Source organism: Defluviimonas sp. SAOS-178_SWC, assembly GCF_039830135.1.
Lineage (GTDB): Bacteria > Pseudomonadota > Alphaproteobacteria > Rhodobacterales > Rhodobacteraceae > Albidovulum.
The window spans coordinates 3705002-3730564 of the sequence record NZ_CP156081.1 but is presented as its reverse complement, the minus strand read 5'-3'; the positions used below and the strand labels follow the sequence as shown (position 1 = coordinate 3730564).

Sequence of the window (25563 nt, the reverse complement as noted above, 5' to 3'; positions counted from 1 at the left end):
CCATTTGCGCTGTTCACGACCGTTGGAGGCTTATCCGAATGAAACGCCTCATCGAAAAGGGCCTGATGTTCGGGAACCTGATCCCGGTCGAAAGCCCGGCGCTGATCGAGCGGTATAACCGGGCGCTGAAGGCGCTGACGGGAAAGGAGACGAAGCTTTCCGACTTCCATATCGACATTTCGGGCTACTCCCCCGAGATTGGCGATGAGCTCAGCGACGACCTCTACCTCAATCCCAATGGCTGCAACCGGCAGTTCATCTTGTTGACGACCGACCAGAAGAACGCGCCGCTTCTGAACGCGAAGTTCTCCACCTCGCGCGGGATCCTCACGAAGTTCATCGAGGAGAACGAGGCGCAGCTTTTCACGCTCACCGCGCGCGATGCGGTGGCGGGGGAGTTGGAGAATACCGTCTTCGACCTGACCTCTCCGACGAAGCTGTTCGATATCCGCCGGGTGACGGTGGTGGCCGATACGACCGGGAACCATGTGGCCGAGGGGCAAAAGCTCGCCGGCCTCATCGAGCGGTTCCGGACCGAGGAGGACGGCTGGTGGGATGACGTGCTCATCGCCGACATGATCACGCTCGCCCGGAAGACCGGCGATGTGACGCGCAATCCGATCACGCTGAAGGCAACGACATTCGATCAGGGCAACTTCTGGACCGCGCATTTCGGCGGCATCTACATCTTCCGCGACGTGGACCATCCGGCGGCGATCTCGGTCGGGCCGAAGGCGGCGTTGGGCGCGCTGCCGATCCGCTATGTCTTCGACATGAAGGACCGCAACCAGATCGCCAAGTTCCTCGAGATCAACGACCTCGTGGAGCCCATCGTCAACGCGCCCGGCGCCGACGCGGCAGCGATCCTGCGGCAGAAGATGGATTTCATCGTCGTCTCGGCCGCAGCCGATTTGGGCCTCGATATCGGCCACGGGTCGCGCCGTGACCTGAGGATCGCGGCGAACGCGCTCGGGGCGCGGCTGCCGGAGGAGTTCCAGGGGCTTGCAGCCCTTCTGAGGTGGGTCGAGACGGGCGGGCAATGGCCGCGCATCACCTCGGCGCATCCGTCGTATTTCTACACGCTCCGCGCCAAGCCCCATGCCGACCGGGATCTTGTGAACATGCTTCTGGCGGAGCTTTCGACGCTCGACCTGCGCCAGCTTTTCATCTGCCACAAGGAGCTTTTCTATCACCTCTACCGGGGATGGCCGGAGGCGAAGAAGCAATACGTGGCCGATTACCTCGAACGCGAATACCAGATCGACAAGGCCGGTGCGCGGCGCGCGCTATTCGGCCCCGAACCGGGGATGGATGGCGCGCCGTCCGGGCGGCCGGGCTGGCCCATCGGGCGGCGGGAGGATATCGTCGAGATCGTCGGCCCGTGGGGCGCCGTCCGTAAGGAGCGCAGATGATCGCCTTTCTCCGCCTTGCCGTCTTCGGCTTTATCGGCCTGTCGGTGGCCTATCTGCTCCTGTCGATCTACTCCCGTTCGGTCCGGCGTGAGGAACTGGAGAAGGAGTGGGACGCCGACAACGCGGAAGGGGGTGATGCGGACGCGCGCGACGCCTATATCGAAGCCGGCATGCGGGATTACGAGCATGGGCTGCGCAGGAAGCTGATCCTGCTGGTCTACGTGATCCCGATCGTCGTCGTCCTTGTGACCCTTTATCTTGTGAACGCCCAGTAGGAGAAGTGCGATGTCGGGCTATACGTTCTGGGGGATCGTCATCCTCGCCGTCGCGGTGCTCATCGGAGTGCTGCACTGGATCTACCCCGCGGGCAGCCGGGGGCGGCGCGTCCTGACCTGGAGCTGGCGCATCGTCGTCTTCCTCTTCGTGGCGGCCTTCCTGCATTACACGTTGCCGCAGCACGACATCGTGCGGATCGTGAACACCTATCAGGAGCGGCAGGACCTGAACGACTGGACACGAATCTTCTGGGCCAACCCGGATGATCAGTCCACCGGGCTCATCAACCGCGACGTGCAGTTCATTCAGGCGGTGAAGGCCAACGGCAAGCCGATGGTCTACCGCAACGAGGATACGAGCTGGTCCTGGCCGCCCTATTTCAAGTTCGACACCGCGAACCTGCAGACGCAGGCGGAGGACAACAAGTCCACCGCCGAGGCGCCGAAATGGGTGTCGGTCACCCATTACGGCTGGAGGATGGTTTACTTCTCGGCCTTCCCCAACGCGATCTCGATCAAGCCGGTGGCTGGGCCGGACGCGACGATCATCCCGTGGTTCAACATTGTTTTCTTCGTGGTGCTGGCCCTGATCCTCTTGATGATCCGGCGGATGTGGCTTCAGTTCCGCGAACGCTCCATCGACCCGGTGCTGGAGGATATGGGCGAGGCTTGGGACGGGGTCGAGGACCGGGCCGACGAGGCGGCGTCGAGGGCGCGCGGCGTCTGGGGGCGGTTCCTGGGCTGGCTCGGGACGTGGAAGGGCAAACCGAGAGGGTGAGGTCAAACGAACCGGCATCTGGCCGTTTCGCGCCGGTTTCGGTAGTCAAAGACCGAGGATGCCAGCCCGTCGTCAGGCCGGCCTGCTGCCGATCAGCCACATCGCCGCGGGCAGACGGACGTTCGGGCCATCCGTGTGCTCTGCGAGCGTCTGGCGCAGCGACGCCACGGCCGTAGCGATGATCTCTGGCGGCTGGCTGCGAAGCCAGCTGTTCACCGCGCCGATCTTGGTTACCTGATCCACCGCCTCGTCCAGTCCGCGGCCGGCCGCAATGTCGAGGTCGAGGTTGAGCTTGCGGAAAGTCGGCGGCGCCCAGCCGGCGGCGGTGAGGATCGCGGTCACATGCTCGGGGTCGCAAAAGCCGAACATGCCGGGGGCGTTGGGGACGGGTGCGGGGCGCGGCGGCAGGTGGCGTGCGACGGCGGCCATCGGCACGCCCATCCACGGATTTTCGGCAAGTGATCGCCAGCAGATGATCGCCATGCGCGCACCGGGGGCGGCGGCGCTTCGCATGTTGGCGAAGGCGCGGACAGGGTCGCCGAAGAACATCGTTCCAAAAGCCGAGGTCAGGAGATCATATTCCTCGAGCGTATCAGAGGCGGCATCGGCTTCCCGCCATTCGATGTTGGAAAGCCCTTCGCCCTCGGCGCGCGCCTGCCCCTCGGCCAGCATCGGCGACGAGATGTCAATCGCGACGACCCGCCCGGAGGCTCCAACCCTGCGCGCGAAATCCATCGTCGGCGCGCCGCATCCGCATCCCACGTCCAGGACGCGTTCGCCCTTGCGGGGTGCGGCGAAGGCAATCAACGCCGCGATCACCGGCTCAAGGGTTGTATCGGTGTGCGCCTGCCGCTCCACCCAGGTCCGGCCTCCGTGCCCGTTCCAGAACCCGAGCATGTCGGCATTGATTTCCTCGGAGCTCGCCATCGGTCATTCTCCTTTCGGCAAATTCTGAACCTGCGCTGACGTTGCATCATGAAAATAGCAGCGGGCGTTCCGATACGCTATCAACGTGCCGGAAACGGGCACGGCCTGTAGCGAAGGCCGGCCGGCGTCGCGGTTCGACTTGCACAGGGTGCTGAAACTTCGCGCCGCCGCCAATAGCATTCTTTTGGGCAATGACGGCGCCCGACAGACCGTCCACGCCGGTCGCGGCCTCTTCCGTCTGCACGACGTTCGGTCCGAGCGTTCGTCTCAGGGAAACTAAAGCCGCCGCCGCACGCGTCCCGGCCGCCCCGGCAGATCGAGCCGTGCGTCGTTGCGCTTGCGGCGCGAGATCACTTTGCCTTTGGAGATGACGACAAGACGTTCGGCCCTGAGACGCAACGCCTCGGTCGGATTGCCCGCATCGAGGATCACGAGTGAGGCTGTAGCACCCTTCTTCAGCCCGTAGCCTTCCAGCCCCACGATCCGCGCATTGTCTTCCGTCACCATGCGGAAGCAGCGCGCCATCTCCTCGGGGTGGGTCATCTGCGCGACGTGAAGGCCCATGAAGGCCACGTCGAGCATGTCGGCGGTGCCGAGCGAATACCAGGGGTCCATCACGCAGTCCTGCCCCCAGCCGACCGTGATCCCGTGGGCCTGCATCTCCTTCACCCGCGTCAGGCCCCGGCGTTTCGGGTAGGTGTCGTGGCGGCCTTGCAGGGTGATGTTGATCAAGGGGTTGGGGATCGCCGTCATGCCGCTTTCGGCGATCAGCGGCAGGAGCTTCGAGACATAGTAGTTGTCCATCGAATGCATCGAAGTGAGGTGTGACCCGGCCGCCCGACCCCCAAGGCCGTGGCGCGTCACCTCGCGCGCCAGCGTCTCCACATGCCGGCTCATCGGCTCGTCGGTCTCGTCGCAATGGACGTCGATCCTGAGGCCTCTTTCGGCGGCGATGCGGCAGAGGTCGCGCATCGAGTCCGCCCCTTCTTCCATCGTGCGTTCGAAATGGGGAATGCCGCCGACGACATCGACGCCCATGTCGAGGGCGCGGATCACGTTCTCGCGCCCCGTCGCGGTCCGGTAGAGCCCGTCCTGCGGGAAGGCCACGAGTTGCAGGTCGATGTAGCCGGCCACAAGCCGCTTCACCTCCAGCATCGCCTCGACGGTGCGCAGGTGGTGCGGCGTGGTGTCGACATGGGTGCGGATCGCCAGGAGGCCCATCGAGGCCGCCCAGTCGCAATAGGTCAGTGCGCGGGCCACCATGTCCTCGACTGTCGCGACCTCGCGCAACTCGCCCCAGAGCGCGATGCCTTCGAAGAGCGTGCCGGAGGCATTCACGCGCGGCAGGCCGTAGGAGAGCGTCGCGTCCATGTGGAAATGCGGATCGACGAAGGGCGGTGAGACAAGATCGCCGGTCGCGTCGATGACCTCGCGCGCCTCCCCCTCAACCCGGCCGGTTGCGACGATGCGGTCGCCGGTGATGGCGATGTCGGATACGGAGCCGTCGGGCAGGGTGCCGCCCTTGACGATCAGGTCGAACATCTAGCGTTCCCCCTTGTTGAACGGGACCATCAGCGCGGCCGGCACCTCGGCCCGTCGCGACATGAGGACGAGGGCGAGGATGGAGAGGACGTAAGGCACCATAAGGAAGGCCTGGTAGGGAACAAGCGCTCCCATCGGCGTCTGCTGGAGCCGGACCTGCAGCGCGTCGAAGGCCGCGAAGAGCAGCGCGCCGAGCGCGGCCTTTCCGGGCTTCCATGCGCCGAAGACGACGAGCGCGATGCAGATCCAGCCGCGCCCGTTCACCATCTCGAAAAAGAAGCTCGAAAAGGCGGACATGGTCAGGAAGGCGCCGCCGACGGCCATGAGGCCGGAGCCGACGACCACCGCGCCCATGCGGATCGCGGTGACGGAAAGGCCCTGCGCCTCGACCGAGGCGGGGTTCTCGCCAGCCGCCCTGAGCGCGAGGCCGAGCGGTGTGCGGTAAAGGACGACAGAGACTACCGCGATGAGAATGAAGGCGAGGTAAGTGAGCGCCGTCTGGGAGAAGAGCGCCGGCCCGAGAAGGGGAATGTCGCTCAGAACCGGGATCTCCCAGGGCTGGAAGGGTTCGATCTTCGGCGGCGATGTGACTTCGGGCAGCGACAGGCGGTAGGCGAAGCTGGCCGTGGCGGTGGCCAGAAGCGTGATGCCGAGGCCGACGACATGCTGGGAAAGGCCGAAGGGCACGGTCAGCGTGGCGTGGAGAAGGCCAAAGAGCATGCCCGCGAGCATCGCCACCAGAACCCCGGCCCAGAGCCCGGCGCCGAGATAGACCGCCATCCAGCCCGCGAAGGCGCCAATCACCATGATCCCCTCGATCCCGAGATTGAGGACACCCGCGCGTTCGCAGATGAGTTCCCCGAGTGTGGCGAAGATCAGGGGCGAGGCGATGCGGATGACGGCGGCCCAGAAGCTTGCCGAGAGGAGGATGTCGAGGATATCCATCAGCGCCACCGGATGCGGGTCGTGGTGAGGCGAAGCGCCAGCACCATGGTCAGGAGCGCGGTCGCGAGGAGGATATCGGCGATGTAGGTCGGCACGCCCGCCGCGCGGCTCATGCTGTCGGCACCGACGAAGACGCCCGCGACGAAGAGGGCCGAGACGACGACGCCGAGCGGGTTCAGGAGTGCCAGCATCGCGACGATGATGCCGGTGTAGCCGAAGCCCGGCGAGAGGTCCAAGGTCAGGTTGCCCTTGAGGCCCGCGACCTCGGAAAAGCCGGCGAGGGCGGCGAGGCCACCGGAAAGGAGCGCGGTCTTGACCATGACGCGGCCGACCGGGATGCCGGCAAAGCGCGCGGCCTCGGCATTGAGGCCGACGGCGCGAATCTCGTAGCCGAGCGTGGTGCGGGTCTGGATCACCCACACGGCGATCGCCGAGAGAATGGCGAGGCCGAAGCCCCAGTGGAGCCGCAACCCCTCGACGATGCGTGGCAGGCGCGCGGCTTTTTCAAGCGCGGAGGATTTCGGCCAGCCCATGCCCATCGGGTCCTTCATCGGCCCTTCTAGGAGGTAGGAGACGAAGAGCAGCATGATGAAGTTGAAGAGGAGCGTGGTGACGACCTCATCCACCCCGAGGCGGGTCTTGAGAAGGACCGGGCCGAGTAGGACGAGCGCACCCGCGAGCATCGCGGCAAGGGCCATGACGGGGAGGAGGAGCGCAGAGGGCAGGGGCAACGCGCCGGTGCCAAGCAGGACGGCGACGATGGCGCCCGCGTAAAGCTGCGCCTCCGCGCCGATATTCCAGAGCTTGGCGCGGAAGGCGACGGCGACGGCAAGGCCGGTGAAGATGAGCGGCGTCGCACGGTTCAGTGTTTCGAGAAGGGCGAATTTCGACCCCACGGCGCCCTTCAGGATCAGGCCGAGCGTGGCGAAGGGATTGGCGCCTGCCAGAAGCGCCAGAAATGAGGCGATGAGTACCGTCAGCGCCAGCGCCCCCGCCGGAAGGCCGATGCGGCGGAGCGCGGAGGGGTTCGGGATCGGCTCAAGCCGCATCGCTCGCCTCCCCGAAGCCGTGGCCGGCCATCCATGTGCCCAGTTCGGCCGGCGTCTTCGATCCGCGCGGGAAGGCGGGCGAGAGGCGGCCTTCGTAGATGACGTGGATGACGTCCGAAAGCGCCATGACCTCGTCGAGATCCTCGGAAATCAGCAGGACTGCCGCGCCCGCGTCGCGCGCCGCGATCAGGCGGTTGTGGACGAAGGTGACGGCGCCGATGTCGAGCCCGCGCACCGGCTGGTTGGCGAGGATGATCTTCGGCCCGGCTTCCAGCACCCGGCCGAGGATCAGCTTTTGCATATTGCCGCCGGAGAGAAGCCGGATGCGGGCGGCGGGGCCGGGGCAGCGGACATCGTAGGTCTCGATGATCTTCCGGGCGAAACCTTCGGCGGCGGACCAGTCCATCCAGCCCTTCCGGCTGTAAGGGGGCTGCGCGTAGCTTTCGAGGACGGCGTTCTCGGTCAGCGTGAAATCCGCGACAGTTCCGGTCCGGTGCCGGTCCTCGGGGATGCGGGCGATGCCGGCGCTGAGGGCGGCGCGCGGCGACCAGTCGGCGGGCACGTCCCCGTGCAGTTCCATGCCGCCGTGGGCCGGGCTCTCCAGTCCGCCGATTAGCGCGGCGAGCGCGGCCTGTCCGTTGCCGGAGACGCCGGCGAGGCCGGTGATCTGGCCCGCCCGCAGGGTGAGGTTGACGCCCGCGAGGCCCGGCGCGTTGCCCCGGCGGAGAGTGTCGACATTGGACAGCGTCAGGAGCGCGGGGCCGGGTGTGCGTTCGGAGAGGCGCGGCGCGGTGATCTCGGCCCCGACCATCATCTCGGCGAGCTTGTGGCGATCGGTGTCGGCGGTCGCGACCTCGCCCACCAGTCGCCCGTGGCGGAGGACGAGAACGCGGGAGGATATCGCCATCACCTCGCCAAGCTTGTGCGAGATGAAGATGACCGAGAGACCGAGCGCCACGGCCTTTCTCAGCGTCTCGAAAAGCGCCGTCGTCTCCTGCGGGGTCAGGACGGCGGTGGGCTCGTCGAGGATGAGGATGTGGGCGTCGCGATAGAGCGCCTTCAGGATCTCCACCCGCTGGCGCTCGCCGACGGTGAGCGTGCCGACCCTGGCGTCAGGATGAACCGAGAGGCCGAAATCCTGCGACAGCCGCGCGACCTTGGCGCGGGCCGCGCCGCTGCCGAGGCGTGGGGAAAGAAGCCTGCCGGTGCCAACGAGGATGTTCTCCAGCACCGTCATGTTATCGGCGAGCGTGAAATGCTGGTGCACCATGCCGACCCCGGCGGCGAGCGCCGCGCGGGGATGGCCCGGTTGCAGGGGTTTGCCGAAGACCTCGACGCGGCCTTCGTCGGCCGTGTAATGGCCGAAGAGGATGTTCATCAACGTCGTCTTGCCCGCGCCGTTTTCGCCGAGAAGGGCGATGACCTCGCCCCGTCTCAGCTCGAACGAGATCGCGTCGTTGGCGACGAGCGGGCCGAACCGCTTGGTGATGCCGTCGAGGCGGAGGACGACCTCCGCCCCAGTCTTCTCAGCCATCAGGACGACTTCGGCTCATCGTCGTTGATCTCGACTGTGAAGGAGCCATCCTTGATCGCCGCCTCACGTTCGGCGACCAGCGCCAGCGCGGCTTCGGGTACCTTGCCTTCGAACGTACCGAGGGGGGCGAGCGAGCAGCCGCCTTCCTTCATGAAGGAATAGGTGCCGTAGTTGTCGGCGTTGAACTCTCCGGCCGCGACCTTGGCGAGTGCGGCGTTCAGCGTCGGCTCGAAATGCCAGAGCGCGGAGGCGACGACCGTGTCGGGATAGTCCGCCTGCGTGTCGATGACGTTGCCGATGGCCAGAACGCCCTTCTCCTTCGCCGCGTCCGAGACGCCGAAGCGCTCGGCGTAGAGAAGGTCGGCGCCGCCGTCTATCATCGCGAAGGCGGTTTCCTTGGCCTTCGGGGGATCGAACCACGAGCCGATGAACGAGACCTGGAACTTGATGTCGGGGTTCATCTCGCGCGCGCCGGCCATGAAGGCGTGCATCAGGCGGTTGACCTCCGGGATCGGGAAGCCGCCGACCATGCCGATATTGCCCTTGGTCATGGCGCCTGCGATGATGCCGGAGAGATAGCTCGCGTCCTGGATGTAGTTGTCGAAGACGGCGAGGTTCGGATGCGCCTCGTCCGGCAGGAAGGACGAGCCGAGCAGGAAGGCAACGTCGGGATATTCGTCCACGACCTCGCGCGCTTCCTGCTCGACCCCGAAGATCTCGCCGATGATCAGCTTGTAGCCTTGTTCGGCATATTCGCGCATGACGCGCGGATAGTCGGTGTTGGCGGTATTCTCGGTGTAGACATAGTCGGCGGTGCCGGCCGAAACGGCGGCCATGGCGGCCAGGTGGATGCGGCTCACCCATTGCTGTTCGACAGGTACGGTGTAGATGCCCGCGACCTTGATCGGGTCGGCGGCGAGGGCACGCTTGGGCAGGCCCAGAATGCCGGCCGCGGCGATGCCCGCCGCGCTGGCCATGAGATGGCGCCGGTTGAGACCGGACTTCGGTGCGTTGATCATGTGCAGCCCCTGTTGGTTCGCTTACGTGGCGTCAAATTTTATCAATTGGTAAAGTTCCCGCAGATTCGCGCAAGAAGATTCTATGCCGCCGAACCTGCGCGGGGATAGGGGGCGCGGCCTGCTTGCCTGCAAAACGGGCAGGGCGCCGTTTCGGGTGGCGGTATCGAGGGCGGTGTCACACGCCGACATAGGTCGTGAAATGCGCCGCGTTCGGATGCAGGCCCCCGGCCGGAACGGTCTCGGCGACGCTGCCGCCTGCCATGAATGCAATCCGGTCGCCCACCGAAAGCGCGGCGTCGACGCGCTGTTCCACAAGTATCGTTGCCACGCCCGTTGCCTTCAGCGCGAGAACCGTATCGCGGATGAGCGCGATCATCGACGGCTGCAACCCTTCGGTCGGTTCGTCGAGGAGAAGCACCTTCGGTTCGAGGCACAGCGCGCGGGCGATGGCGAGCATCTGCTGTTCGCCCCCCGACAGGGTGCGCGACACCTGGGTCATCCGCTCGCGGAGTCGCGGGAAGAGGTCGAGGACCGAATCGCGCACGCGCGTACCTCGGCCGCGTGTCATGAGCCCGATTTCGATGTTCTCCGCCACGGTCAGATCGCCGAAGAGCCGCCGCCCCTGCGGCACGTAGCCGATGCCGTGCCGCGGCACCTCATGCGCCGGAAGCCCGTCGATCCGTGCGCCGTCGAGCGTGATCGAACCTTTCGTTGCGGGCACCTGACCCATGATCGTCTTGAGCATGGTGGACTTGCCCGTGCCGTTCCGCCCCATGACGCAAAGCACCTCGCCCGGAGCGACCGACAGCGTCAGCCCTCGCAGCACCTGCACCGCGCCGTAGCTTGCGTCTATGGCGTCGAGGATCAGCATCTAGCCCCCCAGATAGGCGGTCTGAACCGCCTTGTTGGCACGGATCTCTTCTGGTGTGCCGGTGGCCAGAACCTCGCCGAAGTTGAGGACAGTGATGCGCTCGGCCAGATCCATGACCACGTCCATGTTGTGCTCGATCAGGAGAACCGTCGCGTCCGGCACGACGCTGCGGACGATGTCCTTGAACGTCTCGATCTCCCCTATCGCGAGGCCCTGTGTCGGTTCATCGAGGATCAGGAGTTTGGGCTTCAGGGCAAGGCCCATCGCGACCTCAAGAAGCCGCTGATGGCCGTAGCTGAGCGTACCCGCCTCCTGGTCCGCACGGTCTTCGATCCCGACGCGGGCAAGGGCGGCCATCGCGTCCTCGGTCAGCTGGCGCGAATGGCGGCTTTGCACCGCAAGCGCCACGTTGTCGAAGACCGAAAGGGCCGCGTAGACTTGGGTGATCTGGAACGTGTAGGCGATGCCGGCACGGACGCGCGCATGGGCGGGAAGCCGCGTGATGTCGCGACCGGCAAAACGGATCGTGCCGGACTGGACCGGGATGCGGCCGGAGAGCAGGCTGACGAAGGTGGTCTTGCCGGCCCCGTTCGGACCGATCAGCGCGTGGATCTCGCCCTCCGCAAGATCGAAGTTCACCTTGTCGACGGCCTTCAGCCCGTCGAAATGGCGGGTCAGCCCGCTCGCCTCCAACAGCGTCACGGCAGCCATTTCACCCCCTTCGCGCGCAGCGTGCCGAGGATGCCCTTCGGCGCGAAGAGGATCAGCAGGACGAGCGCCGCGCCCGTGACGAACTGATGCGCGTCGGTCACCGCGCTCGCGTAGTCGATGAGGTAGAACATCAAAAGCGCGCCGAGGAACGGGCCGAGGACCGTGCCCGCACCTCCGAGAAGGACGTAGAGAAGCGGCAGGATCGAGTATTGCACCGAGGCGAGGCTTGCGCCGACATAGCCGAACATGAGGCCGTAGGCCGCACCGGCGAGGCCCGCGTAAAGGCCCGAGATGGTGAGCGCGCCGAGCTTCACCGTAAACGGGTTGAAGCCGAGCATCCGGCTCCGCTCCTCGTTCTCGCGCATGGCCACCATGACGCGCCCGAAGGGCGAGCGGACGAGCGCGAGGTTGACCAGAAGGGCTGTCGCGAAAAGCGCGAGCGCGACGAGATAACGGGTGCCGTCGTCGGAAAGGTCGAGGGGGCCGATGCTCCTCGCGGCCTGCAGAATGACGATGCCCTCGTCCCCGCGCGTCCAGGCGCCGAAATAGAGAACGGTCAGGTAGCCCGCTTGCGCGAACATCAGGGTCACGATCATGAAGGCGACGCCTGACGTGCGCAGCGCGAGAAGCCCGACGGCAAGTGCCACCGCGCCGCCGGCGACAAGCCCGGCAACCATCGCCTCGGCCGCGCCCGCGCCGGCGTGATAGACCAGAAGCCCCGCCCCGTAGAGCCCGGCGCCGAAGAACAGCGCATGGCCGAGGCTGAGAAGCCCGGTATAGCCGAAGGCGATGTTGTAGCCCATCGCGTAGATCGCCAGCACCATGATCCGGGCGATGTTCGTGTGGTGATAGGCCGGCGCCGCGAAATGCACCGCGAGCAGCGCGGCGAGCACGCCGAGGTGCAGGACAAGCGCGCGGTCGGGCTTCATGCGGCGCGCTTCCCGAACAGGCCCTGCGGGCGGAAGACGAGGACGAGCGCCACGACGAGCGTCGCGATGATCTTCGCCAGCGTCGGGGCGAAGAAGGTGGAGATGACACCGTCGGAAAGGCCGATCAGAAGCGCCGCGACAAGCGTTCCGCGCAAAGACCCGAGGCCGCCGATGATGACGACGATGAAGGACAGCAGGAGCGGATCGCCCCCCATCAGGTAATGCGCCTGCTGGATCGGCACGATCAGCACCGCGGCGATGGCGGCGAGCCCCGCGCCCATCGCGAAAACGCCGGCATAGACCCGGTCGACGTTGATCCCGAAGGCGCGGGCGGTGTCGCGGTCGATCTGCGTCGCCCGCATCACCAGCCCGGCGCGCGTATGCTTCAGGATCAACCAGACGCAGAGCAAGAGCAGGACCGCCGCGACCACCACCGCAAGCTTGTAGCCGGAATAGCCGAACCACGGCAGTTGCAGGCGGAAGGAGAAAGGTGCCGGGACCGGGCGTGCGTCGGGGCCGAAGAAGCTCAGCGCCGCCTGTTGCAGGATGTAGAGAAGGCCGATCGTGGCGACGATGGTCGCCTCGGGTTCGTAGTGCAGCCGTTTCAGCACGAGCGTATCGGCGAGCGCGGCGATGCCCCCGACAATCAGAGGGCAGACCACGAGCGCGACCGCGAAGGCGACGGCGGGCGGCCCCGGCACCCATTGCGACGTGAACCAGGCCAGCACCGCGCCGAGCATGAAGAACTCGCCATGCGCCACGTTCACGACACGCATGATGCCGAAGACGAGGCTCAGCCCCGACGCCGTCAGCGCAAGCACCGCGGCGGTGACAAGGCCCTCCATCAGGGCAAGGAGAAGGAAGGGTCCGAAGTCCACGGCACAGTTCGGGCGGGGAATGTCCCCGCCCGTCCCTTACTGGTCAGAAGCTTTGTGTCGTGTAGTCGACCTCGTCGGGATAGAAGCCGTCCTCCATCGCGGTCTGGTGTACGCGCACCAGCTTGCCGCCCTCGACGCGCGAGATCGACTGAAGCCCGAAGGCCTGGTGGGTCTTGCCGTTGAAGACCTTGGGGCCCTGCGGATGTTCGTTGCCCTCGTCGAAGCCGGTCATCGCCTCCATCGCCTCGACCACCTTCTGCCGGTCGTCCGGGCCCTGATACCCGGCGGCCTGCATCGCGTCCTTGATGGCGAAGAGCGTTTCCCAGACCGAGAACATGTGCGCGTAGGTCGCGATGTCGGCGGGGTCGGAGACCGACGCGCCGGTGTCGTCGACGCCGACGGCGGCGCGGTAGGCTGTTTCGGCCTCGGAGGCATCCGCCTGCTTGTAGCGCGGGTGGCCTTCCCAGAAATGCGTGCCTTCAAGGAATTCAAGGCCGGGCGAGGCGATGTTCACGGCTTCGAGCGAGTCGATGAAGCCGAAGATCTGGGGCCGCGCGCCCGAGCCGTAGAACTCGCCCAGTTCTTTCACGAAGGTCAGGACGGCGGGGCCGACCATGACATGGTAAAGCACCTCGGTATCCGAGGGGATCTGCGGGAAGTAGCGGGTGAAGGAGGTCTCGGTCGGCGGGACCGCGACATGCTTGATGACCTCGCCACCCTGCGCGGCGACGGCGGCGGTGAAAAAGTCGCGGTGGTCGTGGCCGAAGGCATAGTCCGGAAAGACCATGGTGACCTTCTTGCCGAGCATCTGCGTGACCCAGGGCGCCATCGACTGCACCTGGCTTTTGACGTCCGTGATGCCGGGTTGCAGCGTCCAGCGGTTCAAGGCGCCGGATGCGACATGGTGGCCTTCGGAGCAGACGAGATAGGGGACTTTCAGTTCGCCCGCGCGGGGGGCGGAGCCCATGACGACATGGGAAAAGAGCGTCCCGAAGATCAGGTCGCAATTCGCCTGGCTGGTGAGCTTCTCGACCACCTCGGCGCCGCGCTTGGGATCGGTGCCGTCATCCTCGAACACGATCTCGACCGGGCGGCCATTGATGCCGCCGGCGTCGTTCAGAACCTTCAGCGCGGCGGTGGCCGTGCGTTCGTACCAGCGGCCGTAGGAGGCCCCGATGCCGGTGCGGTGTAGCTGGAAGCCGAGCTTGATTGGGGCGGAGGACTGCGCCTGTACGAAACGCGGGGTCATGCCGGTCGCCAGAAGGGCGCCGCCAGCGGCCACCCCCTTCAGAACCGAGCGGCGTGAGGGATTCGGGGTGAGCAGTTTGTTGGTCATCAAACATCTCCGCTGTTGAACCGGCGCGGTTTTTTGGAATTCCGCGCTTGAGTGGGTCTTTTCCACGGCAACGGAACAACGACTCGGGGCCCAATGCAAACCCTTTCTCACGCGCCGACCGGCGCGGAGAGCAGCCAGAGCCCGAAGACGGTGTATGCGACCATCAGAAGCGTCATCGGCAGGTGGGCGCGAAATGTTTGGGCGCCGTCGATATTCTCCGAGAGCCGGTAGCTCAGAAGGACGGCCAGAACATGGGCCGTCAGGATCACCGCGAACTGGATAAGCCAGACCGCCATGACGCCGCCGCGCTCGTTGAGAAAACCGAAGGACACCCAATGCTCAGGCAGGCCGAGGAGCGAGAGCCCCGCCCCGAACGGGTCGTTGAGCGCGGCGATCGCGTATTGCCCGTTGGTGAGCAGCGCGACGAAGTAGTGGGCGACATGGTAGCCCGCCGCGATCGGCAGGAAAGACAGCATGAGCGGCCCGGCAAGCGCACGAAAGCGCGCCCCGCGCGGCAGGCCGAGGCGGATCGCACCGAGGATGAGGGACGCGCTCAGACCCCAGAAGACCACCAGTGCGGCGCTGTTGGCGCCGTAGACGGCCGAGCGGCCGGGGAATTCGAGCGGGTTGATGCCGAGCCGGATCAGCCACCAGAAGGTCTCGTGCAGCCCGTCGAAGCTGACCGAGGCGAGGATCAGCGTCACGAAGGCGATGGCCGACGGGCCGAGCGGCGGCAGACGCAGAACTTGCACGCCCGGCAACCCCGCCATGACCGTGAGGCGGCCGTTCGTCGGCTCCGCCCAGAAAGGGGCGATTCTGGCGATCATTCCGAAATAGGCCGTCAGGAACTCGCCCTTGGGCAGCCAGTCCTCGCCCTCGGCCACCGCGAGTGCGAGGATCAGCAGGTAGTAGACCGCTGCCGCGCGGGCGAGGACGAACGGATCGGCGGGCGAAAGCGACACGATCTCGAACCAGGCGAAGGCCAGGTAGCCAAGCGTCGCGGGCAGATGGCCGAGGCGCGAGAGGCCGATGGCGCCCTTCCAGCCTGTCAGCCGACGCAGAAACCGCACCGGTCCTGTCCAGGGCTCGATATCGCGCCAGAGATTGCCGAAAAGGACGGAGACGAGCGTGAGGCCCACCCAGATCGCCGTCCAGACGGTCAGCGGCAGGAGGTTTTCCAGGGGATCGCGGGTGCCCCAGATCCCGACGACGACAAGCCCCCAGAACAGCGCGGCCCCGATCCAGCTTGTCGCGCTGTGTGACAGCAGCGCGGGCCGGTCGAAAAGCCGGTGCGTCGTGAAGGCCGGAAGCCGACCCGGCAGAAGCCCGAGCGCCGCGGTCAGGGCCACCACGACGCCGGCACCGATCAGGTACCAGCCCGTCGGCAGTGTCAGCATGACCGCGCGTTCGGAGGCATGCGCGAACGCAGCCGCCGGTATCAGGACCGCGACGACCGCGAGTGCGCGCATCAGCGCAGACCGTCCTCGCCCTTGATATCCCGGGCTTCCAGCCCGCCCATGCGGCTGTGCACGCGCGGCCCCTTGGCCATGACGAGCGCGAAGACGATCTCGTCCGGTTTCGGCCCGTCCGGCACGCTCACCGTCATCGCGTCGAGATGGCTGCGGACGTATGAGGCGTCGCTGTGCGTCAAAGGCAGGTCGATGGAGGCGCCGAGACCGCCAAGTTTCTTGGTCGAGGGCACGATGGCCTTCGGGTCGCCGAGGATCGCGCGCATCCCGTAACCGCCGGGCGCATGCCAGAGCGCGCCATGTTCGAGCTCTCCCGCCGAGCCCACGATCGCGCCCTTGCCGTAGGCGTCGATGCCCTCCTTGCCGCCGAGGGCGGCGATGAGCCTTTCGCACATCGTCACGGCGAGGGGCTTCAGATCCTCCATCGCCGGTTGCAGGTCGGGTTCATAGCGCCCGGCGAAGGGGTTCGACACGACGGCGAGCACCGCCCCGCGCAGGCGCGGCGTCGGCGCGTCCGGTCCGCTGTCGTGGTGGATCTCGTCGAGGATGACACTCATCTTGCGCAGGCGAAACGTAGGCACGGGCGATGCTCCTTCTTCGGATGCCGGAACCATGCCGCAATCCCTGTGGGGCCGCAACATTCCGGTTCTTGCCTGTGTCGGATCCACGTCGGATTTCCGTGCGGAACAAACCGGACGTGCATCGGATCGCAGGCGGGCTGATCGCTGTCAGTGTCAGCCAGCGCGACGAGGATTTGCTTTACACGTGTCGCTACGGCGCAAGCTGGTTGAGATAGGCGATGATGGAAACCCGCGCAGCGCGATCGGGCTGACGACCGCCGGTCATTTCGGTCCCTGGAACGACATCGTGCGGGTCGGCGAGAAAAACGTTGAGTTCCTCGGGTGTCCAGCGCCCCGCCTGAGACCGCATCGCCTTCGAGTAGGGGAAACCCTCGACCGACGCCTTGGCCCTGCCGATAACGCCGACTAGGTTGGGGCCAGGATGTTGCCCCGTGCCGCTCTTGCCGGGTGCCATGCCGTGACAACCGCCACACTCGATCGCCAGAACGCGTCCCGTCTCGAGCGAGGCCGCCCCGATTTCCCCCGGCTTCAAGGCATCCACGGGCGCGGGAGCGGCGCCCATGTCGCGCAGGAATGCGACCATCTCGGCTCGGTCCTTCGATCCCGCAAAATGAATGGCGGGCCACCCCAGGCGAGCGGTTTCGGCATTCACGTCGGCGCCATGTTCAAGCAACAGTCGGGCCGACTCGATTGCTCCGCGCTCGGCTGCCTGGTGAAGCGGCATCAGTCCGAATTCACCGCCAGGCAGGTTCGGATCGGCACCGGCGGCAAGCAGGGCCGCGACAATTCCGGTATGGTCGTTTCGGGCGGCAATCCCGAGCGCGGTACCGAATTTCGTCGCGGAGTCGGGCCGGGCCCCCAAAGACAACAGGTAGGTCACGACCTCGCCCCGCCCACGTTGGGACGCATGATAGAGTGGCTCGACGAGTATGTCCGGGTCGGGATGGGAGCCTTCGGGCAGGGCCGCCCTCAGGGCCGGCATGTCGCCCGAGGTGGCCAAGGCATTCAGATCCTGCGCCTCGGCGGCCCCTGGCAAGAGACCAACAAAGGCAAGAAGGCGAAGGTGCAAGAAGACACGCGATTGCATGGCGACGTCCTCCCCTCAGAGATGTGAATGGGAAACTATACCACGACTCGCGCAGTGCGCCAAAACATGGTCGGCTTGGCGATCCGCCGTGTCTGTGGTGCGCACAAAGCCGTCATTGTCCCCTGGGCGCAAACCCGCGCGAGCGGCAGTTCGCCTTTGAGCCTGCGGAGCGCCGCGCCCTGTCCTCGTTTTTGACTGGTGCGACGCGCATGACGCGGGCGAACCCAATCCCGCATCCCGTCTTCCCCGGCCCCCGCGCAGAGGCCGGAGCCGACCGGCGGCGGGCCGCCATCGCCGACTTACGTCGCTGCCCCGATTATGAGATCGACCGGCGCGAGGCCGTCGATCTCTCCGTGCAGCCGGTCGCCGGGCTCGACCGGGCCGACGCCTGCCGGGGTGCCGGTATAGATGAGGTCGCCGGGCCGCAGGTGGTAGAGCGTCGAGAGATGCGCGACGATCTCGGGCACCGACCAGACCATCTCGGACAGGTGCGAGCGCTGGACCGGTTCTCCGTTCAGAAGCAGCGTGATCGCCTGCGGCCCGGGTACGCCGAATTCGGCCGCGCGGGAGAGGGGGGCGAGGATCGCGCCATACTCGAAATCCTTGCTGGTGTCCCAGGGGCGCCTTTTGTCCTTCGCGGCGGCCTGAAGATCGCGCCGCGTCATGTCGAGACCGGCGCCATAGCCGAAGACGAGGTCCATCGCTTTCTCCGCGCTCACCCGGAACCCGTCGGCGCCGATCGCCACGACGAATTCCATCTCGTGGTGGAAATCGGCGGTGCCGGGCGCGTAGGGGATCGTCGCGCCGGTAAGGGTCAGGTGGGCGGGCGACTTGGTGAAGTAGAAGGGCGCCTCGCGGTCGGCCTCGGCGCCCATTTCCTTGGCGTGATCGGCATAGTTGCGTCCGACGCAGAAGATCCGCGTCACCGGGAAGAAGCCTGAACCGTCGCGCATCGGCACGAGGACGGGGGCGGGCAGGGGGAAGAGGATGTCGGTCATTCGCCGTATGGAACCCAGATGTTCTTGATTTGAGTGGCGCGCCGCAGGAAGTCGCGACCCTGACCGGCGGCGCCATGCCAGTCGCGGTTGGCAAGGCACCAGGTGGCCTTGAGGTTGCCGGTGCTTTCGGCCTCGACCATCCGGGCCCCGTCCGGCCCGCCGCAATACCACATCGCGGCGACGTCGTCGTGCTGGGCGAGGGTCTTGGCCAGCTCGTCCCTGGCGCCGGTCACGATGTTGACCACGCCGCCGGGAAGGTCGGAGGTGTCGAAGACCTGGTAGAGGTCGGTCGCGGCAAGGGGCATCGACGGCGCCGGGATCGCCACCACGCGGTTGCCCATCGCGATGGCGGGCAGGACGAGGCTGAGGAACCCCAGAAGCGGCGCGTCGTCCGGGCAGGCCACGCCCATGACGCCGAAGGCTTCGGGCATGGCGAGCGTCACGTGGGCCGACTTCGTCGAATGGACGGCGCCGTCGAACTTGTCGGCCTGGGCCGCGTAGTAGAACGCCCGGCGGATCGCGGTCGCCACTTCGTCGGCCGGTTTCGGGACGCCGGCGGATTTCAGGCGCTGGGCGAATTCCGCTTCCCGCGCCGAGAGGTTCTCGGCGAGGTAGTAGAGTACCTGCGCGCGGTTGTGGCCGGTGGCCTTGCCCCAGCCGCCGGCCTTGTGCGCGGCCTCGACCGCGTTGCGGATGTCCTTGCGATTGCCGAGGCCGGCAAGCCCGATCTCCCGCCCCTTCGCGATGACGGCATAGGAATAACCGGAATCGGGCCGCTTCTGTGCGCCGCCGATATACATCTTCGCGGTGCGGTCGATTGGTGCGGGGCCTTTCGACGCGGCGCCCGGAACCGGCGCGGCATCGAGCCGCCCCGGTTCCGCCTCGGGCTTCGCCCTCGGGACGGGGCCGGTGAGGTATTCATGCATTCCCTCGCGCCCGCCTTCGCGGCCGAACCCGCTTTCGCGGTAGCCGCCGAAGCCGGCGCCGGCGTCGAAGATGTTGGTGGAATTCACCCAGACGACGCCGGCCTTGACCTTGGAGGCCACGTCGAGCGCGAGGTTGATGTTTTCAGACCAGATCGAGGCGGCGAGCCCGTAGCGGGTGTTGTTGGCCAGTTCCACCGCCTCATCGGGCGTTCGGAACGTGGTGAGCGTGGCGACCGGGCCGAAGATCTCGACCTCGGAGACGATGTTGGCGGGGGCGACGTTGGTGAAGAACCCGGGCGCGAAGAAGCAACCGGCGGAGGGCAGTTGGCCTTCCGCCTGATGGAGGACGGCGCCCTGCGCCTGACCCTCGGCGACAAGGTCGCGGATCCGTTGAAGCTGGGTCGCGTCGACGATGGCGCCGACATCGGTGGACTTGTCCAGGGGATCGCCGACTCGGAGCTTCGCCAGTCGCGCGGAAAGGCGTTTCTGGAAGGTCGCCGCGACGCTTTCCTGCACGAGGATGCGCGAGCCCGCGCAACAGACCTGGCCCTGGTTGAACCAGATGGCGTCCACCACGCCCTCGACGGCAGCATCCAGATCGGCATCGGCGAAGACCACGAAGGGCGACTTGCCGCCAAGCTCCAGCGTCAGCTTCTTGCCCGTCCCGGCCGTCGCCTTGCGGATCGCGCGTCCCACTTCGGTCGAGCCGGTGAAGGCGATCTTGTCCACATCCGCCGCCACCAGCGCCGCGCCGGTTTCACCGTCGCCGGTCACGATGTTGATGACGCCCTTGGGCAGGCCGATCTCCGCGCAGATCTCGGCGAAGGCGAGCGCGGTCAGGGGCGTCTGTTCGGCAGGCTTCAGGACCACGGTGTTGCCGGCGGCGAGCGCTGGCGTGATCTTCCAGGCGAGCATCAGGAGGGGGAAGTTCCACGGGATGATCTGGCCGCAGACGCCAACGGGCTTCATCCCCGGGAATTCGTCCTCCAGCATCTCGGCCCAGCCGGCATGGTGATAGAAATGCCGGGCGACCAGGGGCACGTCGATGTCGCGGCTCTCGCGGATCGGCTTGCCGTTGTCGAGCGTCTCCAGCACGGCGAGGAAGCGTTCCCGTTTCTGGATGTGGCGGGCCAGCGCGTAGAGCCATTTCGCGCGCTCGTGGCCGGGAAGTTTCGCCCAGCCGGGCTGGGCCGCGCGGGCGGATCTGACGGCGGTGGCGATGTCGGCCGCGCTGCCGTGGCTGACCTTGGCGAGCGGTGCGCCGGTGGCGGGATTGATGCTTTCAAACGTCTTGCCCGGTTTGGTGAAGACCCCGTCGATATAGTGCCCGAACGTGCCGCGCGCCTTGAGCCAGGCCATGACCTCGCCCGACGCCTCGGGGGCCGGTCCGTACTCCATCGTTTCCAGTATCTCGGTCACTGTCGGCATCGGTCCCTCAGGCAATCGCATGACGTGAGGACGCGGCGTAGCGTCCGGTGACGTGGTGGTCGAGCTGGCGCTCGATATCCCCGAGCATCGAGGAGGCGCCGAGACGGAAGAGATGCGGCGAAAGCCAGCCGGTGCCGAGCTCTTCTTTCATCAGGATCTGCCAGGCGATCGCGTCCTTGGCGGACTTCATGCCGCCCGCCGGCTTGAAGCCGATGCGAACGCCCGTCCGCTCGCCGTAATCGCGCAGCGCCCTTACCATCACGAGGCTCACGGGCAGGGTCGCGTTCAAGCCCTCTTTTCCTGTCGAAGTCTTGATGAAATCGGCGCCGGCCTGCATTGCCACCATGCTCGCCTTGTAGACATTGCGCAGGGTCTTGAGATCCCCGGTCGCGAGGATCGCCTTCATATGGGCGCCGCCGCAGGCCTCGCGCATCGCGGCGATCTCGTCGTAAAGCGCGGACCAGTTCGCGTCGAGGACATGGGCGCGGGTGATGACGATGTCGATCTCGTCGGCCCCCTGATCGACGGCCCAGCGGATCTCGGCTAGGCGGAGCGGCAGGGGCATCAGCCCCGCGGGAAAGCCGGTCGCGACAGAGGCCACGGGGATGCCGGTTCCGGAAAGCGCCTTCACGGCAGCGGGCACCATCGTCGGATAGACGCAGACCGCGCCGGTATGAAGCGCCTCAAGCCCGAGCCCGGCCATGATGTGGTCGGCGAGCGGGCGCCGCGCCTTGGCGCAGAGGCGGCGCACCCTGTCCTCGGTATCGTCGCCCGCGAGTGTGGTGAGGTCGATGCAGCGGACCGCGTTGACGAGCCAGGCGGCCTGCCATTCCTTCTTCACGGTCCGCCGCGTGGTCAGCGTCGCCGCGCGCCGCTCGGCCGCCGGGGTGTTGACCGCGATCTGTTCGAACCAATCGAGCGACAGGGGAACGCCGGGGTTGCGCTCGCTGTTGGGAAGGTGCTGGCCTTTATGGCTCGGCATCGCGATATCCTGTACCAGGCGCTGACGGACTATAGCGCGAGACGCTAGCGAATGTCCCGTGCGACTGCAACGGCGGGATTTGACCATCGGATCAAAAACGTAGCGTTTCCCCGAAGGTTATTGACAGGCGCGCCCGATCCGGGGCCCAACAGGGGCGGATGGAAGCGGCTTTGGGGGCCGCGATATTGATTTTAACGGTCGATGTCTGGTGGGGCGGCCAGTTTGGACAAGGTGCATTTCGCGATCGAGCATCTGCTCGATGCGCCGGATGGCTGGCGCCCGCTTGTCCGCGAGATGGTCGGCCGCTGGCCCGAGGCGCGGGCGACCGAGCTGATCTATGTTCTGGTGAGCGCTGCGACCGAAATTGAATCCATGTTCGCCGAAGGCAGTCCGGCCCGGGACGGGGCCGCGCGTGGCTGGCGCCTCGCGGCGCTCCTCGGCGTCGATTTCTACGCGATGGAGGCGGTTGGCCTGCCCCATGCGAAGGCGGCAGACATGGCGGGCTACTGGAAGATCGACCCCTATTTCCGTGACCTGTGACGGCGCCAATCCGGCAATCATCCGTGCCAATCGCGCCCCAGTTGTCGCGACAGGTCGCGTATCCGATCGGCAAGAGCCGGAGCGGCATATGGCAATGAGCCATGGCATCGGAAATGCCGAAGCGGATCGGGATTTCGCCCGGAAAGCGCAGGGTTCCCGAAGACGCGCCGAGACGAAGACGCACTGCGTGAAACGGCCGGGGCGGCGGCTCATGGCGCGGGACGTTGAATCCCATTCTTCCCGAAGAACTCGGCGACTGACCTCGCCCAAGCCGCGAGACCGGACCCCGCTTGTGCAGGCGCGGGTTTCATGGCTACTTCCCCCAAACGATCCGGAGACCCCGATGAGCGCCTCGCCCGCAGGCAACCGCATGACCGCCGACCAGCCCCGCCTGTCGCAGGCGGACGCCTTGCGGCTTGCGCGCGAACATTTCGGCCTCGATGGGCGGCTTGCCCCTCTCGCCTCCGAGCGCGACCAGAATTTCCGGCTGACGACGGACTCAGACACCTACGTGCTCAAGATCGCCAATGCGGCCGAGCCGCCGGAGGTGACGAATTTCCAGACCGAGGCGCTTTCGCACATCGCCCGAACCGATCCCGGCCTGCCGGTGCCAAGGGTGATCGCCGCGCGGGACGGACGGGTGGAGATTCCCCTTGCGTCCGGCAGCATCGTGCGGGTTTTGACCTGGGTCGATGGCACGCCGCTTCACGCCGTGAGAGCTACGCCCACACTCCGCCGCGCGGTCGGGCGGACCGCCGCGCGACTGACGAGGGCGCTCGAAGGGTTCAGCCATCCGGCGGAGGATCACGAGCTGATCTGGGACATCCGCAATGCTGCGAAACTGCGGCCGCTGCTGCCGTCAGTCACCGATGCGGGGCTTCGCGCGCTTTGTGAAACCGCCCTCGACCGCTTCGATGCCGAGATCGCGCCAACTCTCGCAGTATTGCCCTGGCAGGTGGTCCATGCCGACTTCAACCCGCACAACCTCCTGACCGATCCCGCCGCAACGGAAATCACCGGCATCCTCGATTTCGGCGACATGGTGAGGACGCCGCGCATCTGCGACCTCGCCGTCGCGGCCTCCTATCAGGCCGATCCGGCCGATCCGCTCGCCGCCTTGACGGAGGTCATCGCGGGTTGGCATTCCATTCTGCCGCTCTTGCCCGGCGAAGAGGCGCTGATCCTCGATCTGGTCACGATGCGGATGGTCACGACCGTGGTCCTGTCGAACTGGCGCGCCGCGCGGCAGCCGGAGAACGCCGCCTACTTCCTCCGCAACCTCCCGGGCGCGCGCGCAGGGTTCGAGGCGCTCGCCGGCCTTGACCGCGACGCCGCCCGCGCCCGTCTTTCCGCCACCCTCGCAAAGGACCTGTCATGACCCGCCGCGAAACGATGCCCAACGCCCATGTCGCGGGACAGGGCCATCTGGGCCCCGAGGACGAAGCCCTCGTCTCACGCCGCACGAAGGCGCTCGGCCCCGCATACCGGCTCTTCTATGAAACGCCGGTGCATCTGGTCAGGGGCGAGGGCGTCTGGCTTTACGACAAGGATGGCACGGCCTATCTCGACACCTACAACAACGTGGCCTGCGTCGGGCATTGCCACCCCCGCGTGGTGGAGGCGATGAGCCGTCAGGCCGCCACATTCGCCAGCCACACGCGCTATCTGCACGACGGCATCCTGACCTATGCCGAGCGGCTTCTCGCGACGTTCCCGGCGGCGCTATCCCACGTCATGTTCACCTGCACCGGCTCCGAAGCCAATGATCTGGCCTTGCGCATCGCGCGGGAACACACCGGCGCGACCGGCATCATCGTGACCGAGAACGCCTATCACGGGGTGACCGCCAGCATCGCCGAGCTGTCGCCCTCGCTCGGGGCCGGCGTGCCGCTTGGCGCCCATGTCCGTACCGTGCCCGCACCCGATCCGGCGCGGTTCGGTGACGATCCCGGGGCCGGTTTTGCGGCGGCGGTGCAATCCGCGATCGACGATCTGTTGCGCCACGGCATCCGGCCCGCCGCGCTCCTCGTCGATACGATCTTTTCCTCCGACGGGATCTTCGCCGATCCGCCCGGTTTCCTCGCACCGGCGGTCGAAGTGATCCGAAAGGCGGGCGGTCTCTTCATCGCCGACGAGGTGCAGCCCGGTTTCGCCCGCACGGGGGCTGCGATGTGGGGGTTCGAACGGCACGGGCTCATCCCCGACATGGTCTCGCTCGGCAAGCCGATGGGCAACGGCTACCCGGTCGCGGGGTTGGTGCTGAAGCCGGAGGTCGTGGCCGAATTCGGCGCGAGGGCGCGCTACTTCAACACCTTCGGCGGCAATGCCGTGGCGGCGGCGACCGCGGGTGCGGTTCTCGACGTGATCGAGGACGAGGGTTTGATGGAGAATGCCCGCGCGACCGGCGCGTATCTGGCTGACGGTCTTCGCGACCTCGCCGGCCACCACGACTGCCTCGGGACGGTTCGTGGCGCGGGGCTGTTCATCGGTGCCGATATCGAGCGTGATGGCGGGCCGGACGCGGCCCTCGCCCGGCGGATCGTCAACGACCTGCGCGCCAAGCATGTGCTGATCTCGGCGACCGCAAAGGCCGGCAACGTGCTGAAGATCCGCCCGCCGCTGGTCTTTTCGCGCGCCAATGCCGATGTCTTCCTCGGCCGGCTCGGCGCGGTTCTCGCTGCGGTCTGACCCGCCGGGTGGCTTTTCGAAAAGGCTGATTGCAGATTTCCTCGGGGGCGATTGGCTCAAGACGAGGCGCCGCCTCTTGAAAGGAGACGGCGCCTACAACGTAGTTGAGTTCAGCGCGATGCGTCCGCACCCGATCTTCGCGGCGCTCGCGGGCTTGATCGCGCTTTGTCGCAGGGCTGGGTTCTCAGCGCGCCGACCCTTTGCCGAGCGCATAGGCGCCGTCGCCGAGAAGCGCCTGCACGATCAGCGCGACCGTCCAGAAGGCCGGAAATTCCCAGCCGCCATTCGGGTTGGAGAAGAAGAACCCGGCCGCGCCGTGTCCGAAATAGGCGGCGCCGACCAGAACCGGCACAAGCGCCAGCGACACCCAGCGGGTCCAGAGCCCGGCGATGAGCGCGAGGCCGCCGAGAAGCTCGGCCGCGATGGTCAGATAGGCGAGAAAGCCCGGCAATCCGATGGAGGCGAAGTAGCCGGCCGTGCCAGAAGGCGTGAAGACCGCGATCTTCAGCCAGGCATGGGCGAGAAAGAACACGCCCATCGTGACCCGAAGGATCAGGGCGGCGTATTGCGCATTCGAGGCCGTGGCCAGACTGTCGGCCGGATTGGTGTCATAGGTGGTCATCGTCGTCTCCGTTCCTGTTCGCGTGGCCGCTGCGGC

General features: G+C 66.6%; 24 protein-coding genes. 6 read left to right on the top strand and 18 right to left on the bottom strand.

Annotation, left to right across the window (positions count from 1 at the left end; genetic code table 11):
* The first annotated feature begins 38 nt into the window (after nucleotides 1–38).
* Genes V5734_RS19230 through V5734_RS19220 form a run of 3 tightly spaced genes read left to right on the top strand, consistent with a single transcriptional unit; the run spans nucleotide 39 to nucleotide 2465 of the window.
* Nucleotides 39–1412, top strand: coding sequence for a DUF6638 family protein (locus V5734_RS19230; protein ID WP_347311216.1), 1374 nt, complete (start codon nucleotides 39–41; stop codon nucleotides 1410–1412).
* Nucleotides 1409–1687 carry a hypothetical protein gene (locus V5734_RS19225; protein WP_347311215.1) on the top strand — a complete coding sequence of 93 codons (279 nt, stop codon included), beginning with the start codon at nucleotides 1409–1411 and terminating at the stop codon, nucleotides 1685–1687. The genes V5734_RS19230 and V5734_RS19225 overlap by 4 nt, the downstream gene beginning before the upstream one ends.
* 10 nt (nucleotides 1688–1697) lie before the next feature.
* Nucleotides 1698–2465 carry a DUF1523 family protein gene (locus V5734_RS19220; RefSeq protein ID WP_347311214.1) on the top strand — a complete coding sequence of 256 codons (768 nt, stop codon included), beginning with the start codon at nucleotides 1698–1700 and terminating at the stop codon, nucleotides 2463–2465.
* Between the two features lie 72 nt (nucleotides 2466–2537).
* Here V5734_RS19220 and V5734_RS19215 read toward each other — a convergent pair whose 3' ends face one another.
* From V5734_RS19215 to deoC, 17 genes are all read right to left on the bottom strand, one after another.
* Nucleotides 2538–3392: a class I SAM-dependent methyltransferase gene (locus V5734_RS19215; protein WP_347311213.1), complete on the bottom strand. Its 855-nt coding sequence runs from the start codon at nucleotides 3390–3392 to the stop codon at nucleotides 2538–2540.
* Between the two features lie 276 nt (nucleotides 3393–3668).
* Nucleotides 3669–4934, bottom strand: a complete 1266-nt coding sequence (locus V5734_RS19210; protein WP_347311212.1) for an amidohydrolase family protein — start codon at nucleotides 4932–4934, stop codon at nucleotides 3669–3671.
* Nucleotides 4935–5879 (bottom strand): ABC transporter permease, encoded by a 945-nt coding sequence (locus V5734_RS19205; protein WP_347311211.1) that lies wholly within the window; start codon nucleotides 5877–5879, stop codon nucleotides 4935–4937. It lies immediately after the preceding gene.
* Nucleotides 5879–6928: an ABC transporter permease gene (locus tag V5734_RS19200; protein WP_347311210.1), complete on the bottom strand. Its 1050-nt coding sequence runs from the start codon at nucleotides 6926–6928 to the stop codon at nucleotides 5879–5881. Before V5734_RS19200 ends, V5734_RS19205 begins: the two co-directional genes overlap by 1 nt.
* Nucleotides 6918–8462, bottom strand: coding sequence for an ABC transporter ATP-binding protein (locus V5734_RS19195; RefSeq protein ID WP_347311209.1), 1545 nt, complete (start codon nucleotides 8460–8462; stop codon nucleotides 6918–6920). The genes V5734_RS19200 and V5734_RS19195 overlap by 11 nt, the downstream gene beginning before the upstream one ends.
* A complete protein-coding gene (locus tag V5734_RS19190) occupies nucleotides 8462–9481 on the bottom strand; it encodes a BMP family protein (RefSeq protein WP_347311208.1) in 1020 nt (339 codons plus the stop codon). Before V5734_RS19190 ends, V5734_RS19195 begins: the two co-directional genes overlap by 1 nt.
* Before the next feature lie 175 nt (nucleotides 9482–9656).
* The gene (locus tag V5734_RS19185) at nucleotides 9657–10352 is read right to left on the bottom strand and encodes an ABC transporter ATP-binding protein (RefSeq protein WP_347311207.1); all 696 of its coding nucleotides are present in this window, start codon (nucleotides 10350–10352) and stop codon (nucleotides 9657–9659) included.
* Complete coding sequence (locus V5734_RS19180) at nucleotides 10353–11054, bottom strand: ABC transporter ATP-binding protein (RefSeq protein ID WP_347313670.1); 702 nt, start codon at nucleotides 11052–11054, stop codon at nucleotides 10353–10355.
* Nucleotides 11051–11992, bottom strand: coding sequence for a branched-chain amino acid ABC transporter permease (locus V5734_RS19175; RefSeq protein ID WP_347311206.1), 942 nt, complete (start codon nucleotides 11990–11992; stop codon nucleotides 11051–11053). Before V5734_RS19175 ends, V5734_RS19180 begins: the two co-directional genes overlap by 4 nt.
* Entirely contained in the window at nucleotides 11989–12870 is an 882-nt protein-coding gene (locus tag V5734_RS19170; RefSeq protein ID WP_347311205.1) for a branched-chain amino acid ABC transporter permease, read from the bottom strand. Before V5734_RS19170 ends, V5734_RS19175 begins: the two co-directional genes overlap by 4 nt.
* 43 nt (nucleotides 12871–12913) lie before the next feature.
* Nucleotides 12914–14206, bottom strand: coding sequence for an ABC transporter substrate-binding protein (locus tag V5734_RS19165; RefSeq protein ID WP_347311204.1), 1293 nt, complete (start codon nucleotides 14204–14206; stop codon nucleotides 12914–12916).
* 107 nt (nucleotides 14207–14313) lie between these two features.
* Nucleotides 14314–15675, bottom strand: a complete 1362-nt coding sequence (locus V5734_RS19160) for a hypothetical protein (protein WP_347311203.1) — start codon at nucleotides 15673–15675, stop codon at nucleotides 14314–14316.
* A complete protein-coding gene (locus tag V5734_RS19155) occupies nucleotides 15675–16256 on the bottom strand; it encodes an amino acid synthesis family protein (RefSeq protein WP_347311202.1) in 582 nt (193 codons plus the stop codon). Before V5734_RS19155 ends, V5734_RS19160 begins: the two co-directional genes overlap by 1 nt.
* A 190-nt stretch (nucleotides 16257–16446) precedes the next feature.
* Nucleotides 16447–17343, bottom strand: a complete 897-nt coding sequence (locus V5734_RS19150) for an ankyrin repeat domain-containing protein (protein WP_347311201.1) — start codon at nucleotides 17341–17343, stop codon at nucleotides 16447–16449.
* Between the two features lie 299 nt (nucleotides 17344–17642).
* Nucleotides 17643–18341 carry a fumarylacetoacetate hydrolase family protein gene (locus V5734_RS19145; RefSeq protein ID WP_347311200.1) on the bottom strand — a complete coding sequence of 233 codons (699 nt, stop codon included), beginning with the start codon at nucleotides 18339–18341 and terminating at the stop codon, nucleotides 17643–17645.
* Complete coding sequence (locus V5734_RS19140) at nucleotides 18338–20695, bottom strand: aldehyde dehydrogenase family protein (protein WP_347311199.1); 2358 nt, start codon at nucleotides 20693–20695, stop codon at nucleotides 18338–18340. Before V5734_RS19140 ends, V5734_RS19145 begins: the two co-directional genes overlap by 4 nt.
* A 7-nt stretch (nucleotides 20696–20702) precedes the next feature.
* On the bottom strand, nucleotides 20703–21677 hold the full coding sequence (gene deoC, locus V5734_RS19135; protein WP_347311198.1) for a deoxyribose-phosphate aldolase: 975 nt from the start codon (nucleotides 21675–21677) through the stop codon (nucleotides 20703–20705).
* A 222-nt stretch (nucleotides 21678–21899) separates the two neighbouring features.
* On the opposite strand from deoC, the gene V5734_RS19130 reads away from it, so the two are divergent.
* The 3 genes from V5734_RS19130 to V5734_RS19120 all read left to right on the top strand — a co-directional run bounded on the left by V5734_RS19130 (nucleotide 21900) and on the right by V5734_RS19120 (nucleotide 24905).
* Nucleotides 21900–22217, top strand: coding sequence for a hypothetical protein (locus tag V5734_RS19130; protein WP_347311197.1), 318 nt, complete (start codon nucleotides 21900–21902; stop codon nucleotides 22215–22217).
* A gap of 343 nt (nucleotides 22218–22560) precedes the next feature.
* Entirely contained in the window at nucleotides 22561–23595 is a 1035-nt protein-coding gene (locus V5734_RS19125) for a phosphotransferase (RefSeq protein WP_347311196.1), read from the top strand.
* Nucleotides 23592–24905, top strand: a complete 1314-nt coding sequence (locus tag V5734_RS19120; protein WP_432759647.1) for an aspartate aminotransferase family protein — start codon at nucleotides 23592–23594, stop codon at nucleotides 24903–24905. The genes V5734_RS19125 and V5734_RS19120 overlap by 4 nt, the downstream gene beginning before the upstream one ends.
* Nucleotides 24906–25089: 184 nt before the next feature.
* Here V5734_RS19120 and V5734_RS19115 read toward each other — a convergent pair whose 3' ends face one another.
* The gene (locus tag V5734_RS19115) at nucleotides 25090–25527 is read right to left on the bottom strand and encodes a DoxX family protein (RefSeq protein WP_347311195.1); all 438 of its coding nucleotides are present in this window, start codon (nucleotides 25525–25527) and stop codon (nucleotides 25090–25092) included.
* Between the last annotated feature and the right edge of the window lie 36 nt (nucleotides 25528–25563).

What these genes read in the sequence shown, in the direction of transcription:
- V5734_RS19175 (WP_347311206.1), bottom strand. Translation starts at nt 11,992, where the DNA reads ATGAAGCCCGACCGCGCGCTTGTCCTGCACCTCGGCGTGCTCGCCGCG.
- V5734_RS19225 (WP_347311215.1), top strand. Translation starts at nt 1,409, where the DNA reads ATGATCGCCTTTCTCCGCCTTGCCGTCTTCGGCTTTATCGGCCTGTCG.
- V5734_RS19200 (WP_347311210.1), bottom strand. Translation starts at nt 6,928, where the DNA reads ATGCGGCTTGAGCCGATCCCGAACCCCTCCGCGCTCCGCCGCATCGGC.
- V5734_RS19210 (WP_347311212.1), bottom strand. Translation starts at nt 4,934, where the DNA reads ATGTTCGACCTGATCGTCAAGGGCGGCACCCTGCCCGACGGCTCCGTA.
- V5734_RS19140 (WP_347311199.1), bottom strand. Translation starts at nt 20,695, where the DNA reads ATGCCGACAGTGACCGAGATACTGGAAACGATGGAGTACGGACCGGCC.
- V5734_RS19220 (WP_347311214.1), top strand. Translation starts at nt 1,698, where the DNA reads ATGTCGGGCTATACGTTCTGGGGGATCGTCATCCTCGCCGTCGCGGTG.
- deoC (WP_347311198.1), bottom strand. Translation starts at nt 21,677, where the DNA reads ATGCCGAGCCATAAAGGCCAGCACCTTCCCAACAGCGAGCGCAACCCC.
- V5734_RS19115 (WP_347311195.1), bottom strand. Translation starts at nt 25,527, where the DNA reads ATGACCACCTATGACACCAATCCGGCCGACAGTCTGGCCACGGCCTCG.
- V5734_RS19125 (WP_347311196.1), top strand. Translation starts at nt 22,561, where the DNA reads ATGAGCGCCTCGCCCGCAGGCAACCGCATGACCGCCGACCAGCCCCGC.
- V5734_RS19190 (WP_347311208.1), bottom strand. Translation starts at nt 9,481, where the DNA reads ATGATCAACGCACCGAAGTCCGGTCTCAACCGGCGCCATCTCATGGCC.
- V5734_RS19205 (WP_347311211.1), bottom strand. Translation starts at nt 5,879, where the DNA reads ATGGATATCCTCGACATCCTCCTCTCGGCAAGCTTCTGGGCCGCCGTC.
- V5734_RS19165 (WP_347311204.1), bottom strand. Translation starts at nt 14,206, where the DNA reads ATGACCAACAAACTGCTCACCCCGAATCCCTCACGCCGCTCGGTTCTG.
- V5734_RS19150 (WP_347311201.1), bottom strand. Translation starts at nt 17,343, where the DNA reads ATGCAATCGCGTGTCTTCTTGCACCTTCGCCTTCTTGCCTTTGTTGGT.
- V5734_RS19195 (WP_347311209.1), bottom strand. Translation starts at nt 8,462, where the DNA reads ATGGCTGAGAAGACTGGGGCGGAGGTCGTCCTCCGCCTCGACGGCATC.
- V5734_RS19185 (WP_347311207.1), bottom strand. Translation starts at nt 10,352, where the DNA reads ATGCTGATCCTCGACGCCATAGACGCAAGCTACGGCGCGGTGCAGGTG.
- V5734_RS19215 (WP_347311213.1), bottom strand. Translation starts at nt 3,392, where the DNA reads ATGGCGAGCTCCGAGGAAATCAATGCCGACATGCTCGGGTTCTGGAAC.
- V5734_RS19160 (WP_347311203.1), bottom strand. Translation starts at nt 15,675, where the DNA reads ATGCGCGCACTCGCGGTCGTCGCGGTCCTGATACCGGCGGCTGCGTTC.
- V5734_RS19230 (WP_347311216.1), top strand. Translation starts at nt 39, where the DNA reads ATGAAACGCCTCATCGAAAAGGGCCTGATGTTCGGGAACCTGATCCCG.
- V5734_RS19145 (WP_347311200.1), bottom strand. Translation starts at nt 18,341, where the DNA reads ATGACCGACATCCTCTTCCCCCTGCCCGCCCCCGTCCTCGTGCCGATG.
- V5734_RS19120 (WP_432759647.1), top strand. Translation starts at nt 23,592, where the DNA reads ATGACCCGCCGCGAAACGATGCCCAACGCCCATGTCGCGGGACAGGGC.